Annotated in this window: 12 protein-coding genes; all 12 read right to left on the bottom strand. The window is 60.2% G+C overall.

Annotated features, from left to right (window positions below; translation table 11 throughout):
* Window positions 1-57 precede the first annotated feature (57 nt).
* Window positions 58-711, bottom strand: coding sequence for an SPOR domain-containing protein (locus GIR22_RS10705; protein WP_154743306.1), 654 nt, complete (start codon window positions 709-711; stop codon window positions 58-60).
* Window positions 695-2,002, bottom strand: a complete 1,308-nt coding sequence (gene folC, locus GIR22_RS10700) for a bifunctional tetrahydrofolate synthase/dihydrofolate synthase (RefSeq protein WP_154743305.1) — start codon at window positions 2,000-2,002, stop codon at window positions 695-697. Before folC ends, GIR22_RS10705 begins: the two co-directional genes overlap by 17 nt.
* Window positions 1,999-2,919, bottom strand: a complete 921-nt coding sequence (gene accD / locus GIR22_RS10695) for an acetyl-CoA carboxylase, carboxyltransferase subunit beta (RefSeq protein ID WP_154743304.1) — start codon at window positions 2,917-2,919, stop codon at window positions 1,999-2,001. Before accD ends, folC begins: the two co-directional genes overlap by 4 nt.
* 243 nt (window positions 2,920-3,162) lie before the next feature.
* Window positions 3,163-3,795 carry a phosphoribosylanthranilate isomerase gene (locus tag GIR22_RS10690; protein WP_154743303.1) on the bottom strand — a complete coding sequence of 211 codons (633 nt, stop codon included), beginning with the start codon at window positions 3,793-3,795 and terminating at the stop codon, window positions 3,163-3,165.
* A gap of 64 nt (window positions 3,796-3,859) precedes the next feature.
* Window positions 3,860-4,684: a tRNA pseudouridine(38-40) synthase TruA gene (gene truA, locus GIR22_RS10685; RefSeq protein ID WP_154743372.1), complete on the bottom strand. Its 825-nt coding sequence runs from the start codon at window positions 4,682-4,684 to the stop codon at window positions 3,860-3,862.
* A 108-nt stretch (window positions 4,685-4,792) separates the two neighbouring features.
* The gene (locus tag GIR22_RS10680) at window positions 4,793-7,210 is read right to left on the bottom strand and encodes a motility hub landmark protein FimV (RefSeq protein ID WP_154743302.1); all 2,418 of its coding nucleotides are present in this window, start codon (window positions 7,208-7,210) and stop codon (window positions 4,793-4,795) included.
* Between the two features lie 162 nt (window positions 7,211-7,372).
* Window positions 7,373-8,383, bottom strand: coding sequence for an aspartate-semialdehyde dehydrogenase (locus tag GIR22_RS10675; protein WP_154743301.1), 1,011 nt, complete (start codon window positions 8,381-8,383; stop codon window positions 7,373-7,375).
* Window positions 8,384-8,842: 459 nt separating this feature from the next.
* Window positions 8,843-9,955 (bottom strand): aspartate-semialdehyde dehydrogenase, encoded by a 1,113-nt coding sequence (gene asd / locus GIR22_RS10670; protein WP_154743300.1) that lies wholly within the window; start codon window positions 9,953-9,955, stop codon window positions 8,843-8,845.
* A gap of 64 nt (window positions 9,956-10,019) precedes the next feature.
* Complete coding sequence (gene leuB, locus GIR22_RS10665) at window positions 10,020-11,102, bottom strand: 3-isopropylmalate dehydrogenase (RefSeq protein ID WP_154743299.1); 1,083 nt, start codon at window positions 11,100-11,102, stop codon at window positions 10,020-10,022.
* Window positions 11,103-11,153: 51 nt separating this feature from the next.
* Entirely contained in the window at window positions 11,154-11,918 is a 765-nt protein-coding gene (locus tag GIR22_RS10660) for a class I SAM-dependent methyltransferase (RefSeq protein ID WP_154743298.1), read from the bottom strand.
* Between the two features lie 133 nt (window positions 11,919-12,051).
* Window positions 12,052-12,696 (bottom strand): 3-isopropylmalate dehydratase small subunit, encoded by a 645-nt coding sequence (leuD, locus tag GIR22_RS10655; RefSeq protein WP_154743297.1) that lies wholly within the window; start codon window positions 12,694-12,696, stop codon window positions 12,052-12,054.
* A 10-nt stretch (window positions 12,697-12,706) separates the two neighbouring features.
* Complete coding sequence (leuC, locus tag GIR22_RS10650) at window positions 12,707-14,125, bottom strand: 3-isopropylmalate dehydratase large subunit (protein WP_154743296.1); 1,419 nt, start codon at window positions 14,123-14,125, stop codon at window positions 12,707-12,709.
* Between the last annotated feature and the right edge of the window lie 40 nt (window positions 14,126-14,165).

Genomic DNA, 14,165 nt, shown 5'->3' with positions numbered 1-14,165 from the left:
TGTGGGAACCGGCAAGCCTGCTCCCACATTCGACCGCATTCGCGAATCAGTACCGAATCAGCCCCGCTCTGGCTGAAAACGCACCACAAAACCGTTGAGGTTCTGCTGGCGACCCAGCAAGTCCCGCAAGCGGTCGGCCTCCGCACGCTGGATCAGCGGCCCGACAAATACCCGATTCTTGCCATTGGCACTACGGATATAAGCGTTGTAACCCTGGCTACGCAGGGTTTTCTGCAGGTTTTCGGCGCTTTCACGATTGGCCAGGCTCGCGAGCTGGACCGACCAACTGATCGGCAAGCCATTGGGATCAATACGACTCTGCCCGACATCCGGCTTGCCCGGCGCTGCCGGCTGCGGGGCCACCGGTTTTGGCGCAGGAGCAGGCTTGGCCACCACCACAGGTGCCGCTGGAGCAGGCTCCACCACCGGAACGCTTGGCTGGACCGGCACCGAAGGCGCTTGCTGCTGGGCAATCTCATCATCAGTAGGCACAGGCTCTTCTTCAGGCAGCACTTGCGGCTCGGGAACCACCACCGGTTCCACCTGAACCTGAGGTAGCACCGGCGCTTGAGGCGCCGCCGGAGCGTCGACAACCACTTGACGTTGCTCGTCCTGACGGGAAAACAGCATAGGCAGGAAAATCACTGCCAATGCCACCAGAACCAGTGCCCCCACCATTCGCTGCTTGTACGCGCTATTCAGTAATGCCATGTGCAGCGTCCTCCGTGGAGCGCCGAGCCAACCATTCAAGCGCCTCGGCAACACAATAAAATGATCCGAACAACAGAATCTCATCGTCGGGATTCGCAACAGCACACTGGGCCTCAAGGGCCATCGTTACGCTTGCATACGACGTCACCGACGCACCAAGGTTCTGCAACGCGTCTGCCAACTCGGCGGCCGGGCGACTTCGAGGCGTATCCAGCGGCGCCACCGCCCAAGCCTGGATATTATCGAACAACGGCGCAACCACGCCGTCCAGGTCTTTATCGGACAACAGCCCGAATACCGCCAGGCGACGTCCGACCGGTGGCGTGCGCGACAAGCGTTGGGCCAGGTACTGCGCGGCATGGGGGTTATGCCCCACGTCCAGCAGCAGGTTCAGGCGCCTGCCCCCCCACTCGAAGGTTCGGCGGTCCAGACGACCGACCACCTGGGTTGCCTGCAATGTCGCGGCAATCTGCGGGACGTTCCAGGGCAAATCCAACAAAAGATAAGCTTGCAGGGCAAGCGCAGCGTTTTCCATCGGCAGGCTCAGCAACGGCAAGTCGTGCAGTTCAACGGCCTGGCCACGCGCATCGCGCCCACGCCACTGCCAGTGCCGGTCGCCAACCTCGAGACTGAATTCACGACCCCGCAGAAAGAATGGGCAATCCAGTTCCTGCACCTTATCGAGCAAGGTATGGGGCGGATCCAGGTCACCACACAGCGCCGGCTTGCCTTGACGGAAGATCCCGGCCTTTTCATAGGCCACGGACTCACGGGTATTACCGAGGTAATCCGTGTGATCAACGCCAATGCTGGTAACCAGCGCCAAGTCGGCATCCACCACGTTGACTGTATCCAGACGCCCGCCGAGGCCAACCTCCAACACCACCACATCCAATTGCGCACGCTCGAACAACCAGAGCGCCGCCAGGGTGCCCATTTCGAAGTAGGTCAGGGAAATGTCGCCACGCCCGGCATCAAGTGCAGCGAAGGCTTCGCACAGTTGCTCGTCAGTGGCCTCGACGCCATTGAGTTGTACGCGCTCGTTGTAACGTAACAAATGCGGTGAATTGTAGACGCCGACTTTCAAGCCCTGGGCCTGCAGCAAGGCTGCGACCAAGGCGCAGGTAGAGCCCTTGCCGTTGGTGCCGGTGACCGTGATCACCCGCGGCGCAGGCTTGCCCAACCCAAGGCGGGCCGCTACCTGTTGCGAGCGCTCCAGCCCCATGTCGATAGCGGACGGATGCAACTGCTCAAGGTAGGCGAGCCATTCGCCAAGGGTACGTTGGGTCATAGGTTTGCAGGCACCGGAGGCACGACAATTGGTTCGACAGGAGCCGGGACATATTCAGGCGTCGGCAGGCCCATCATTTGCGCCAGCAGATTACCCAGCCGTGGACGCAACTCGGAACGGGCGATGATCATGTCGATCGCACCATGCTCCAGGAGGAACTCGCTGCGCTGGAAGCCTTCCGGCAGTTTCTCGCGAACCGTTTGCTCGATCACGCGTGGGCCGGCAAAACCGATCAGGGCCTTGGGCTCACCGACAATCACGTCACCCAGCATCGCCAGGCTGGCGGAAACGCCGCCGTAGACCGGATCGGTCAGGACGGAGATAAACGGAATACCTTCTTCTCGCAGACGCGCCAGTACCGCAGAGGTCTTGGCCATTTGCATCAGGGAAATCAGGGCTTCCTGCATCCGCGCACCACCTGAGGCGGCGAAGCAGATCATCGGGCAACGGTTTTCCAGCGCATAGTTGGCGGCACGTACAAAACGCTCACCGACAATAGCCCCCATGGACCCGCCCATGAAGGAGAATTCGAATGCACAAACCACTACAGGCATGTCCAGCAGCTTGCCACTGATGGAAACCAGCGCGTCTTTTTCACCGGTCTGCTTCTGCGCAGCGATCAGGCGATCCTTGTACTTCTTGCCATCACGGAACTTCAGGCGGTCAACCGGCTCCAGGTCAGCACCCAACTCGGCGCGGCCATCGGCATCGAGGAAGATATCAATGCGGGCGCGGGCGCCGATACGCATGTGGTGGTTGCACTTGGGGCAAACATCCAGGGTCTTTTCCAGCTCTGGGCGGTACAGCACCGCGTCGCAGGATGGGCACTTGTGCCACAGACCTTCAGGAACCGAGCTTTTCTTCACCTCGGAACGCATGATCGAAGGGATCAGCTTGTCTACTAACCAGTTGCTCATGCTTTCTTTCTCCAGTACCGGTGGCTTGAACACAGCCCCGCGTATGCCCTTGAGCTAAATTCATAGATGCGGTGACAGATACAGGGCGGGGTCAGACGTTCGACCGGCCATTCCCTGCACCTACCCTCAGCCTTCCAGACAACCTGCCAGTGCAGCGTTGTCACTTCATTTCCGGGCCTCCCGCAGGCGGCGCCGGGTTGTTTTACACAGTGGTAGTTATGGACGGCGGCAGACTGCCAGCCGTCACATCAAGCCACTGCTGTCGCGTACAGCTTGCATAAATGCGCGGATCTTGCCGTGATCCTTGATGCCCTTGCTCTGCTCAACCCCCCCGCTGACGTCCACCGCATAAGGCCGAACTCGCTTGATGGCATCCATCACATTATCCGCGCACAGGCCGCCAGCCAGGATAATCGGCTTGCTCAAGCCCTCGGGGATCAACGACCAATCGAACGCCTCACCGGTACCACCGGGAACACCTTCGACATAGGTATCCAGAAGAATCCCGCGAGCGGTGGCAAATACCGCGCAACTGGCAGCGATGTCGTCTCCCGCCTTGACCCGCAGCGCCTTTATGTAAGGGCGCTGATAGCTTTCGCACTCGCTCGCCGTTTCGTCGCCATGAAACTGCAGCATGTCCAGCGGCACAGCGTCGAGGGTCTCATTGAGTTCACAGCGGCTCGCATTGACGAACAACCCTACGGTGGTCACAAACGGCGGCAATGCAGCGATGATCGCCCGGGCCTGCTGCACATTCACCGCCCGCGGACTCTTGGCATAAAACACAAAACCGATGGCGTCCGCCCCCGCCTCGACCGCCGCCAACGCGTCGTCTATGCGGGTAATCCCACAAATCTTGCTGCGAACGGCTGGCATATCGTTGGAACCTCAGGGGGTTATCCGAGAAAGTCCCGGATGGTAACAAATGCTTTTCCGGGCGTCAGCCGCCAAGTTCGCTGAAACCTGTGAGGAAGTGTGGCCCGATGAAACGTTCCGGCAACTCGTATTCGTCACGGTACTCTACATCCACCAGATACAGGCCGAATGGATGCGCGGTCACCCCGCCGGTACGACGCACCCGGCTCTCCAGCACTTCCCTGGCCCACTCCACCGGGCGTTCGCCGGTACCGATGGTCATCAGGACCCCGGCGATATTACGTACCATATGATGCAGGAAGGCCCCGGCACGGATATCCAGGACAATCATCTTGCCGTGACGCGTCACCCGCAAATGATGAACCTCCTTGATGGGGGACTTGGCCTGACACTGGCCGGCACGAAAAGCACTGAAATCATGGACGCCCACCAAGTGCCGGGCCGCTTCGGCCATGCGCTCGGCATCCAACGGGCGGTGATTCCAGGTAATTTCTTCGTTCAAGTGGGCTGGACGGATCTGATCGTTGTAGATCACATAGCGGTAACGCCGGGCAATGGCCTTGAAACGCGCATGAAAATCCGCAGGCATGACCTTGGCCCAACTGACACTGATGTCGTGAGGCAAATTGATGTTAGCCCCCATGACCCAAGCCTTCATCGAGCGATCAGCCAGAGTATCGAAGTGCACCACTTGCCCACAGGCATGCACACCGGCATCGGTGCGCCCGGCACACATCAGCGAAACCGGCGAATCGGCGACTTTGGACAGGGCCTTCTCCAGGGTTTCCTGCACCGTCGACACACCAGAGGCCTGCCGTTGCCAGCCGCGATAGCGCGAGCCCTTGTATTCCACGCCCAGCGCGATTCTGAAAAAGCCTGCGGCCGCCATTTCGGCGGCCGCGTTATCTATATTTGCCAAGAGCTGAGAGCCTGATGAGTTGCGCAAAGGCAGCCATTATAAGGCCCTGCGCCTGGGACGCCATGTGAATTGCTGCCGTCAAGCCAACCGGCTGAGCATTTCCCTGGCTTCGCTCTTTTGCCCGGCATCGCCCTCGGTGAGGACCTCTCCCAGGATATCCCGGGCACCATCAGCGTCCCCCATGTCGATATAGGCCTGGGCCAGGTCCAGCTTGGTGGCGACTTCGTCGGTACCGCTGAGGAAATCAAAGTCTGGCTCGTCATGCCCCAGCGCCGCGTCCTCGGCGGTAAATGTCGGCCCGATCGGCGGATGTTCAAGGCTCTGGGACAGGCGCTCCAACTCGGCATTGACGTCATCAAGCTCCGAAGTGAAGGCATCCGGCTTGGCCGTCCCTGGCACCTGTGGCTCATCGGCCAGGGACAGGTCGAAATCTTCCGGCAAATCCACATCATCCAGTGCAGCAGGCGTCAGGGTTGGCGGCGCAACTGGCGGCAGGTCCAGGTCGAAGTCCGACAAGTCCTCCTCGTTGGCCTTGGCTTCGGTCTGTTGCTGCAGCATCGATTCAAAACTCGGCTCATCGGGCTGCGGGTTGACGACGGCTGGGGAAGCGGCTTCAAGATCGTCCAGACTGAGGTCAAAGTCCGCGTCAAAAGCATCGGTTTCAGGCGCTGCGACAGGTGGCGTCTCGTCCTTGAGCAAGTCTTTGACGTATTGCGCGTCCAGCGCCGCGGCCGCGACGGCAGCACTGACCCCGGCGGCCAGTACGGCCATGGCAGGGAAACGGCTCTTCAGTTGTTCGACCTGTGCGTGATTTTCGCCATTGGCGACCAGTTGCCGCTCCTGGGTAACGAACCCGTTCTTGTCCCCCTGCAGGCCATAGACCTCCATCAGTTTGAGCCGCAGGTCGCTCCGCTTGGGCTCTTGCTTGATGGATTCCTCGAGCACCTCAGCCGCCTGGTTCAAATGGCCGCGCTCAATGTGGGACTGGGCTTGTGCCAGGGCGTCGGCTGGATGCTCAACCGGCGCCACCGCCGGTTCGATCACGGGAGCAATTACCGGCGCCACGACTGGAACTGGAGCCAACTTGACGCTCGACGACGGAGCTTCAAGACCTTCAAAACTGTCGGGCGGCAAATCATGCTCGACGTTCGGCGAAAACGCCGGTTCGTCAGCCAGCGCCTGGGCCATGCGCAGGTGTTTTTCCTCTTCCAGGCGGGCGTTGCGATGGCGAGCCCACAGCAACAAGAGCAACAGCACCAGTAAACCTGCGGCACCACCAACGACACCCAAGACGATAGGATTGGTCAGTAGATCGTTGAACTTGCCTTCAATAGAGGGGGCCGGGCCAGGCTTGATCGGCGCTTCATCTACTGGAGTCGCCGTGGCGCCCGGAGCGGTTGGTTGCGCGGCCAGTTCAGCCGATATCGCGGCAGCCGGCTGCGCCGGGACGCCACTTTCAGCCTGCAACTTGGCCAACTGATTATTCTTGAGCTCGATCAACCGCTGCAGCTTGTCTAGCTGGCTTTGCAGATCAGCCATGCGGCTTTTCAGCTCTTCATTCTCGCGTCGAGTCGAGTCCAGGCTCTCCTGGGTGACTGCGAGCGTGTTGTCCAAGACCTTGTTGTCGCCGGCAGCACCTTTGACCCCGGCCTTCGCAGCCTCGGCCGATACCAGGCTCAAGTTATCCTGAGCAGGGACCTGGGAGGGCGCGCTGCCTGCGCGAGCACGCTTGGTGGCATCCAGTTGCGATTTCCCCGCAACCTGGTTGCCACTGCGACGCCCTTGGCGCCAGGCTGTATTTTGTGCAGCCACTTCGGCAATCGCCAGGGATTGTGGCAGGCTGGTGCTTTGTACCGGGTCGGGCAATCGTAGAACCTGGCCGGTCTTCATGCGGTTGATATTGCCGTCGATAAACGCATCGGGATTCAGCGCCTGGATAGCCAGCATGGTTTGCTGGATCGATCCACCATTACGGTTATTCGCGGCAATTTCCCACAAGGTGTCGCGAGACGTCGTGGCATATTCCGCAGGTTTACTGACCGTCGGAGCAGCAACGGCGGGAGCACTCACTTGTGGCGCAGGGGCTGCCTGCTCGAACTTGGCGGGGTCCAGCAATACACTGTAGTCACGCATCAGCCGGCCATTGGGCCACTGCACCTGCAACAGGAAGCGTATGTAGGAGTCCGGCAACGGTTTACTGGAGGTGACGCGCACCACACTCCGGCCGCTGGGGTTGAGCACCGGGGTAAACACCAGGTCCTCGAGAAACGCTTGACGATCAACCCCCGCGTCCACGAAGGATTGGGAGGATGCCAGGCTCGGGACGATCTGCGAGGCATTCAGGCCACCGACATCCAGCAGTTCGATCTCCACCGACAACGGCTGGTTCAGCTTCGACTTGAGGGTCATCTCCCCAAGCTGCAGCGCTTGCGCCATACCGGAGGACAGCGCCGACGCGGCCGCTATTGCTAACACCAGTTTGCGAACTTGAACCATAGCCTCATCCTTAGTTTGAACACTCCCCGCCCGGCGAGAAGGTTGGATACCGCTGCCATAAAGCACGGCGCGCCGATAGATCAGCGGCGCGCAAATTTTTCAGCATGGGGCCAAGCATAACGCCTGGTTAGAATCAATCTACAAATTGGTGCCAAGTATCTTTTACACAAAGCCTTTTATCAACAACTGCGCCAGCTGTACGGCGTTAAGCGCGGCACCCTTGCGTACGTTATCTGACGTCAGCCATAGATTTAGTTCCGCAGGGTCATCAACGCCTGCACGAACCCGACCTATATAGACCACGTCCTGGCCGACCGCATCACCCACCGCAGTAGGGTAATCGCCCGCCTCCACCAACTCGACGCCGGGCGCCGCTTCCAATACCTGGTTGACGGCATCCAGGTTTACCGCAGCGCCCAGTTGCAACGACACACTCAGGCTATCGCCAAAAAACACCGGGGCTTGAATACAGGTAACGGAAATCTTCAGTAACGGCATGTCCAGGACCGCACGCAGCTCGTGCACCAGGCGTTTTTCCAGGGAGGTGTGCCCTTGGGCGTCCGGGGTACCAACCTGGGCCAACAGATTGAACGCCATCTGCCGATCGAAAAATTTCGGCTCCAGTGGGCGCACGTTCAGCAACTCGGCGGTTTGCCGGGCCAACTCGCTTACCGCCTCACGGCCCTGGGAGGAAACGGCCAGGTTGGCAGTGACGCTGACACGCTGGATATCCAGCAAGCCGCGCAATGGCGCCAGCACCACCGCCAAAGCAGTGGTCGATGCGCTTGGGCTACCCAACTGCACCGGTTTCTTCAGGGTGTTCAATACATGAGGGTTGGCTTCCGGCACGACTTGCGGCGCTTGATCGGCCGGCAACGCGCCGGATAAATCGATCAATGCACAACCGGCGGCCGTGGCCCGCGGGGCGAAGCTTAAGGTGACGGCGGGGCCGGCAGCGAAGAACGCCAGTTGCACTTTGCTGAAATCAAATTCGTCGACTTCCCGCACCCGCACATTCTTACCGCGAAACGGCACCGACGCCCCGGCCGACTCGCTGCTGGCCAGCAGGTGCAAGGTGCCTACCGGAAATTTCAGCTCTTCGAGAATCTGCACCAGGGTTTCACCCACCGTACCGGTGGCGCCGATCACGGCGATATCAAAGGTCTGGGTCATGTGGACTGCCTCGGGCATTGCGGGGGGAGCGGCACTTTACCGGGTGCTTGGAGGGGAGGCAATTGGCCTGGGTGGCGGTGTCGCTGATGATACAAGGCCCAGGCGCCTGCTACGCAGCCGATCGCAGGCTGCGCCAGCGGCTACAGGTGATCGCAGGTCCTTGTAGCCGCTGTCGAGGCACGAGGCTGCGATAAGGGCCGCAGGACCTTCAACAATCTCAAACCCAGGCGACTGCTGCGCAGCCGATCGCAGGCTGCGCCAGCGGCTACAGGTGATCGCAGGTCCTTGTAGCCGCTGTCGAGGCACGAGGCTGCGATAAGGGCCGCAGGACCTTCAACAATCTCAAAACCCAGGCGCCTGCTGCGCAGCCGATTGCAGGCTGCCCAAGATAGGGTCCAAAGTGCAATAAAAAACCCGCGGCTGTCACCAGAGCGCGGGTTTCATCAATGCTTTACGCGATCAACGCTCCAGCAAAATTCGCAACATGCGGCGCAGCGGTTCAGCCGCGCCCCAGAGCAATTGGTCGCCAACGGTGAATGCGCCCAGGTACTGGGTGCCCATGTTCAGCTTGCGTAGACGGCCAACCGGTACATTCAGGGTGCCGGTGACCTTGGTCGGGCTCAGCTCCTGCATGCTGATGTCACGATTGTTCGGCACCAGCTTGACCCATGGGTTGTGCTGGCTGATCAGCCCTTCGATATCGGCGATCGGCACGTCTTTGTTGAGCTTGATGGTCAGCGCCTGGCTGTGGCAGCGCATGGCGCCAATGCGCACGCAGATACCGTCCACCGGGATCGGGTTCTTGAAGCGACCCAGGATCTTGTTGGTCTCGGCCTGGGCCTTCCACTCTTCGCGGCTCTGGCCGTTGGGCAGTTCCTTGTCGATCCACGGGATCAAGCTGCCCGCCAACGGCACGCCAAAGTTCTCGGTCGGGTAGGCATCGCTGCGCATGGCTTCGGCGACACGGCGGTCGATATCGAGAATGGCACTGGCCGGGTCGGCTAGTTGATCGGCGACAGCGGCGTGGGTGGCACCCATTTGCTTGATCAGTTCACGCATGTTCTGCGCGCCGGCACCGGAGGCCGCCTGATAAGTCATGGCGCTCATCCACTCCACCAGGCCGGCTTCGAACAGACCGCCCAGACCCATCAGCATCAGGCTGACGGTGCAATTGCCGCCGATGTAGTTCTTGGTGCCGGCATCAAGCTGCTGGTCGATGACCTTGCGGTTCACCGGGTCGAGGGTGATCACCGCATCATCCTGCATACGCAGGCTGGAGGCGGCATCGATCCAGTAACCTTGCCAGCCGGCTTCACGCAGCCTGGGGAAAACTTCGCTGGTGTAGTCGCCACCCTGGCAGGTCAAGATCACGTCAAGGGTTTTCAGCTCTTCAATGTTGTAGGCGTCCTTGAGCGGAGCAATATCCTTACCCACAGACGGCCCTTGCCCACCCACATTGGAAGTGGTGAAAAACACCGGCTCAATAAGATCGAAATCCTGCTCTTCCAGCATCCGCTGCATGAGCACGGAACCGACCATACCGCGCCAACCGATCAGACCTACACGTTTCATCGCAACTACACCTTGTTAAAAAGTGGGCCGCCGGGCAGCAACAACTGCCAGCGGGCCCGAGAGATTACAGATTCCGCAGCGCGGCGACTACTGCGTCGCCCATTTCCTGCGTGCCAACCTTGGTGCAACCCTTCGACCAGATGTCGCCGGTGCGCAGGCCCTGGTCCAGCACCAGGCTCACGGCCTTCTCGATGGCATCCGCAGCGCTGGTCAAGTTGAAGCTGTAGCGCAGCATCATCGACACCGACAAAATGGTCGCCAGCGGGTTGGCAATGCCCTGCCCCGCAATGTCCGGCGCCGAACCATGGCACGGCTCATACATGCCCTTGTTGTTGGCATCCAGGGACGCCGACGGCAGCATGCCAATGGAACCGGTGAGCATCGAAGCCTGGTCGGAGAGGATATCGCCGAACAGGTTGTCGGTGACGATCACGTCAAACTGCTTGGGCGCACGCACCAATTGCATGGCGGCGTTGTCGACGTACATGTGGCTCAATTCGACGTCCGGATAGTCCTGGGCCACTTGTTCGACGATTTCCCGCCACAGTTGGCTCGAAGCCAGGACGTTGGCCTTGTCTACCGAGCAGACCTTCTTGCCACGCACGCGAGCCATGTCGAAACCGACACGGGCGATACGACGAATTTCGCTTTCGCTGTACGGCAAGGTGTCGTAGGCCTGACGCTCACCATTCTCCAACTCGCGCACGCCTCGTGGCGAGCCGAAATAGATACCGCCGGTCAGTTCACGGACGATCAGGATATCCAGGCCAGCAACGATTTCCGGCTTCAAGCTGGAAGCATCGGCCAGTTGCGGGTAGAGAATCGCCGGGCGCAAATTGCCGAACAGGCCCAGTTGCGCACGAATTTTCAGCAGGCCGCGCTCCGGGCGGATGTCTCGTTCGATCTTGTCCCATTTCGGGCCGCCCACGGCGCCCAGCAGCACAGCGTCGGCAGCGCGGGCACGGTCCAGGGTTTCGTCGGCCAGGGGCACGCCGTGCTTGTCGATGGCAGCGCCACCGATCACGTCGTGGCTCAATTCAAAGCCCAGGCTGTACTTGTCGTTGGCCAATTCCAGGACCTTGACCGCTTCGGCCATGATTTCCGGACCAATACCGTCGCCTGGAAGAATCAGAATCTGCTTGCTCATGCTTTCCTCATTTCATCGGGCGACCCGCCCACAGGCAGGTCAGGAACAATACTAACGCTCGGCCCACACCACCAGCACGTCGGTGCTGAAGGAGCCGTCGGCTTCAATTTCAAAATAATCGCGGACTTCCTGACCCATCGCCTGCTGCAATTCCAGGATCGCAGCGCGCAAGGCTGGTGGCGTGCGCATGCGCTCGACCCAAGAGCTGTATTCCAGGCGCAGGCGCTGACGACTGCTGCTGCGCACATGCAAACCGGCTTCGCTGATCTGGCGCATCCATTCACCGGCGGAGTAATCGCGCACGTGGCTGGTGTCACGCAGCACTTCGACGGTTTGCAGATAAGTGTCCAACAGCGGGCTGCCCGGTGACAAGACGTCCACGAAGGCAGCCACGCCGCCCGGCTTGAGCACCCGGCGTACTTCTCGCAAAGCCAGGCCGAGGTCGCTCCAGTGATGGGCCGAGTAGCGGCTAAATACAAAATCGAACTCGCCATCGGCAAACGGCAGGCGCTCGGCATAGCCATGCGCGGTACTGATGTTGTTCAGGCCACGGTCCACCGCAGCGGCGGCGACCACATCGAGCATCTGCTGCGACAGGTCGTAGGCCACCACTTCGTTTACCAGCGGCGCGACATGGAAGCTGACATGACCGGCACCGCACCCCAGGTCCAATAGTCGTGCAGCGCCCTGCCCGGCCAGTTCAGCCTGGAGCAGCGCGAATTCGGTGCCTTGAGCGTGGACTGCGCTGCTCAGGTAGGCCGAGGCCTGTTCGCCGAATTGTTTTTGCACGACTTGGGTGTGGGGGGTGTTGCCCATGGTCATTTCCTCGTTGTGGTGCTTCTTTGTAGGAGCGAGCTTGCTCGCGAAGGTCGCCAACGATAACGCTGGGCACCTGACACCCAACGGCGATCTCAGGCTTTTCGCGAGCAAGCTCGCTCCTACAGGTCAGTTAGGCATCGCGAAACAACCACGGCTGGCTTACCCGGTGCTTGGCTTCAAACGCGGCAATCGCCTCGCCGTCCTGCAAGGTCAGGCCGATATCATCCAGGCCATTGATCAAGCAATCTTTGCGGAAGGCGTCCACTTCAAAGTGGTACACCTTGCCATCCGGACGGGTCACGGTTTGCGCGGCCAGGTCGACGGTCAACTGGTAGCCCACGTCGGCTTCCACTTGTTGGAACAACTCGTCGACTTCCTCGTCGGTCAAGATGATCGGCAGCAAGCCGTTCTTGAAGCTGTTGTTGAAGAAGATGTCGGCGTAGCTCGGCGCGATGATGCTACGAAAGCCATATTCTTCCAGGGCCCACGGCGCGTGTTCACGGCTGGAACCGCAGCCAAAGTTTTCCCGGGCCAGCAATACACTGGCGCCTTGGTAACGCTCGGCGTTAAGCACGAAATCCTTGTTCAGCGGGCGCTTTGAGTTGTCCTGGTAGGCGTAGCCCACATCCAGGTAGCGCCATTCGTCGAACAGGTTGGGACCGAAACCGGTGCGCTTGATCGACTTGAGGAACTGCTTGGGGATGATCTGATCGGTGTCGACGTTGGCACGGTCCAAGGGCGCGACCAAACCTGTGTGTTGGGTAAAAGCTCTCATCGTGGACTCCTCAGATCAATTCGCGAACGTCGATGAAACGACCGTTGACGGCAGCGGCGGCAGCCATGGCCGGGCTCACCAGGTGGGTACGCCCACCGGCACCCTGGCGCCCTTCAAAGTTACGGTTGGAGGTGGACGCACAGTGCTCGCCCGATTCCAAGCGGTCCGGGTTCATCGCCAGGCACATGGAGCAGCCCGGTTCACGCCATTCAAAACCGGCTTCGAGGAAAATTTTGTCCAGGCCTTCAGCCTCGGCCTGGGCTTTCACCAGGCCCGAACCCGGGACCACGATCGCTTGCTTGATGGTCGAGGCGACTTTGCGGCCCTTGGCGATTACCGCAGCGGCGCGCAGGTCTTCAATCCGCGAGTTGGTGCAGGAGCCGATGAATACGCGATCCAATTGAATATCGGTGATCGCCTGGTTGGCTTTCAAACCCATGTATTTCAAGGCACGCTCAATGGAACCACGTTTGACCAGGTCGGCTTCCTTGGCGGGGTCCGGCACGTTCTGATCAACGGCGAGGACCATTTCAGGCGAAGTCCCCCAACTGACTTGCGGCTTGATCTGGGTAGCATCGAGCTTGACCACGGTGTCAAACACCGCGTCTTCGTCGGAAACCAAATCCTTCCAGGCTTCGACCGCAGCGTCCCAATCGGCGCCTTTAGGGGCAAACGGACGACCCTTGACGTAGGCTACCGTCTTTTCATCCGCCGCCACCATGCCCACACGGGCACCGGCTTCGATGGACATGTTGCAGATGGTCATGCGGCCTTCGATGGACAGGTCACGAATGGCGCTGCCAGCGAACTCAATGGCGTGGCCGTTACCGCCGGCGGTACCGATCTTGCCGATCACAGCGAGGACGATATCCTTGGCGGTCACGCCAAACGGCAATGTGCCTTCAACCTCTACCCGCATGTTCTTCATTTTCTTGGCCACCAGACACTGGGTGGCGAACACGTGCTCCACCTCGGAAGTGCCGATGCCGTGGGCCAGGGCGCCAAAAGCACCGTGGGTAGACGTGTGGGAGTCGCCGCAGACCACGGTCATGCCTGGCAAGGTCGCGCCCTGCTCCGGGCCGATTACGTGAACAATCCCTTGACGCACGTCATTCATCTTGAATTCGGTGATGCCATATTCGTCGCAATAGTCATCGAGGGTCTGTACCTGAAGGCGCGACACGGTGTCGACAATCGCGTCGATCCCGCCCTTACGCTCAGGCGTGGTCGGTACGTTGTGGTCCGGGGTGGCGATGATCGAGTCGACGCGCCAAGGCTTGCGCCCGGCCAGTCGCAGGCCTTCGAACGCTTGGGGCGAGGTCACTTCATGGATGATGTGACGGTCGATATAGATCAGCGACGACCCATCATCGCGCCGTTTCACTTCATGGGAATCCCAAAGCTTGTCGTAAAGCGTTTTGCCGGCCATCACACGGTCCTCATCTTTTCTATGCCGAGGGTCTTGAGTA

Source organism: Pseudomonas karstica (assembly GCF_009707515.1).
Taxonomy (GTDB): Bacteria; Pseudomonadota; Gammaproteobacteria; order Pseudomonadales; family Pseudomonadaceae; genus Aquipseudomonas; species Aquipseudomonas karstica.
The sequence above is the reverse complement of the archived record's forward strand: the minus strand, read 5'-3'. Positions and strand labels throughout refer to the sequence as shown.